Origin of the sequence: Bacillus sp. JJ1474 (assembly GCF_036965225.1) — a bacterium.
Taxonomy (GTDB): domain Bacteria; phylum Bacillota; class Bacilli; order Bacillales; family Cytobacillaceae; genus Cytobacillus.
In genome coordinates, this window is sequence record NZ_JBALPC010000307.1 from 618 (window position 1) to 3645 (window position 3028).

Consider the following 3028-nt stretch of genomic DNA (forward strand, 5'->3'; position numbering starts at 1 on the left):
CTATGGTTCGAAACCCTTTGAAGTCCTTTTTTTTCGGTCCCCATTTACTATTTCCCACCCAACCGATTTTCAATGTTTTTTTTTGAGTGTTAAACCTCTCTAATCCGATAGGATAGAAAATATCAGGGTCAACTCCATCTTCAATAACCATTAGTGGTTTCGGATACTCTTTAATATTATTATAGATATTCCAAAGGGACCTGGAGGAGACATAATAATAAGCAGAATGGAAAAGATTTTTTCTTTTACGTATTTCCCTTTTTTTCAAAAACAAATGATCATAAACACAAGTCGATAAAACCTTTTCCTCTAGGAATTTTTCAGCACCTTCAGCTGATAATAATGTTGGAATCATATCTCTCCAGAAAATATGGATAATGTCAAAATCCTCTATTTCGCTAAATAATTTACTGTAATTCCAATCCAATTCTTTCATTGAAAACAATCTAAAATCAAAGAAGCTGTTTAAGTTCTTCTCAATTTGTCGCATAATATTGCCAAACGCCCAATAATCAACGTCGGCGATTAAAGCAATCTTTATTTTTTGCTGTTTTTCATTCAAAACGAGCCACTCTTTTCCCTTATCTATAGAGTTGTTTTTTTCCTTCACCCATTGAATAACAGTAGGTGTTAATATCTTATAACCATATTTTTTTTCAAGATAAAGAGCTGAGGCCTCTATAACCTTCGAAGAGTATCTTTGTTTTTCATAGTCTAAATCAGTTGTATTATTTTTTTCGATTGTATGGTCGTGTACTAAATGAAACGAACATATATTGCCAATCCGAAGCCCTTCTCTAAAAAGACGGATTGAAAAGTCTAAATCCTCAAATCCAATAAACATTTGCTCGTCATAGCCACCTAACCGTTGAAATGTACTTTTTCTGAAAATAGAAGCGCCACCAAAAAGGAAATTTGATAAAAAAGGCTTGGTTAAATATTTTTTATTAATATTTTCAATTTTAGTTTGTTTGAAGCAAGTACCGGCTCCAAGTGCAACATGGTTGTCATAAGGAGTTATATAAAGATGGCCGCCTAAAGCATCGATTCTCTTTTCATTAGATTTTAATAGGGGTAAGTTCAGGAAATGGCACCCAAGTGTTTGAAGGGTTTCACGTAGCGGATCTAATGGATCGCTGATGAAATAGATATCATTATCTAAACACATAACCCAATCAGTGTTGATATGATCTAGCGCACGATTCCTCGCACCAGCGACCCCATAATTACAACCAAGCTCTACGATTTTTATATTAAAACGAAGATTGGTACACTCGCTTTTTAATTCCTCTAATTGTTCGGGACTTGATCCATTATCAACTATTAACAAGTCTCCCTTAAATCGTGGGATATAGTTTTCTATGGATTTTAATAGCCTCTTCGACATAGTAACTCTATTTAAAGATAAAAAAGTTATCGTCAAATTTTCGCCATTGGGACCTATATTATTATCTGCTGATAATAAATGGCTTAATGGACTGCTAAAGTAACTTAACTTGTTTACTCCTTTGTTAAGACCAGACATTAAGTCAACTCCTTAATTAAAAAAAAGATATAAATACTCAATATTTAAATGTAACCAACTGAGTCCCGCAAAGGATTTTGAAGATATTTTTTATAAGTGATGAATTGCCAGGCAGGAGAAATTCTCTAAGATGTTAAAACAAATTTGTCCAATTTTTGTGCATATGCCGACTAAAGATTGATGGGAAGGAGTGTTCCAAATATCTTATGAAAACCAGAAACCCCTTGTAAAGGACGCTTACCCATATTTAACAAATTTTGGACCTATATACTATTAAACAACGAAAGTTTAAATTCCATTCCTGGATTTCTTGTCTATGTTATTAAATAGCTGACATGGATAGTTCCAAAATTTAAAAATCTTTTTAAGAAGAAAGGTATCCGTTCAAGTGAAATTAAATTTAATCATTAATTAACTTAAAAGGACTATCATCCTATTTTTTCAATCATCATACATAACTAACACATTTAAATTTAAAACCAATAATATATAATAAATAACAGCTTATGAGGTGAATGAATGGAGAAAGTTTTGGTTAGTGGCGGTGCGGGTTTTATTGGATCCCACATTGTCGATCTACTAGTCAAGGAAGGTTATGAGCCTATTATTATTGATAATCTTTCGACCGGAACAACAAGTAACTTACTATCCAATTTAAAATTTTATCATGTTGATATCACATCTCCGGACTTAGAAATGATTTTTGAAAAAGAGAAGCCATCCTATGTAATTCATCTTGCCGCTCAAGTAGACGTCGAAAAATCCATTAAAAATCCATCGAGAGATGCGGAAATTAATATTTTAGGTACAATTCGTTTGTTGACATATTGTTATCAATTTAATATAAAAAAGATCATTTTTTCTTCCTCATGTGCTGTATATGGAAATACTCCTCATTATGGCATTACAGAATTATTCCCAGTGCAGCCACTCTCATTTTATGCTATATCCAAATATGCGTCGGAAATGTATATTAAGCTTTTTTATGATCTGTATGGACTTCCATTTACTATTCTACGATACGCAAATGTCTATGGCCCGCGACAAAATTCAAAAGGTGAAGGGGGAGTTGTCTCCATTTTTTTAAATAAACTTTTCAAGAATGAAGATGTCAACATATATGGGGACGGGGAACAAACTCGTGATTTTGTTTACGTAAAGGATGTGGCAGCAGCTAATTTACTATCGCTGAAAAAAGGAGATAATGAAATTATTAATATTGGTTTAAACTCAAAAACTAGCATTAATAAACTCTATCATCTATGTAAAACAATGATTACAAATCCACCTGTTTACCCGATTTATCTACCAGCACGTAAAGGAGATATTAAACATAGTGCATTGGATCATACGAAAGCCATTGAAATACTTGGCTGGAAGCCTAAATATGATTTACTACAAGGCTTATCTGAAACAATTAAAATCTTTGATGCAGAGAACCAAGGGCTTAACTAACTTTTAAGTATCTCTTTTATCAAAATTGGTCAATGCATAGAGAATAAT

2 protein-coding genes are annotated in these 3028 nt (G+C 32.7%); one reads left to right on the top strand and one right to left on the bottom strand.

Annotated elements, in window-relative coordinates:
* Window positions 1-1525, bottom strand: a 1525-nt coding sequence (locus tag V7164_RS25095) for a glycosyltransferase family 2 protein (RefSeq protein ID WP_335355580.1), incomplete at its 3' end; no start/stop codon positions are given.
* A gap of 519 nt (window positions 1526-2044) precedes the next feature.
* On the opposite strand from V7164_RS25095, the gene V7164_RS25100 reads away from it, so the two are divergent.
* Complete coding sequence (locus V7164_RS25100) at window positions 2045-2980, top strand: NAD-dependent epimerase/dehydratase family protein (RefSeq protein ID WP_335355581.1); 936 nt, start codon at window positions 2045-2047, stop codon at window positions 2978-2980.
* The last annotated feature ends 48 nt before the right edge of the window (window positions 2981-3028 follow it).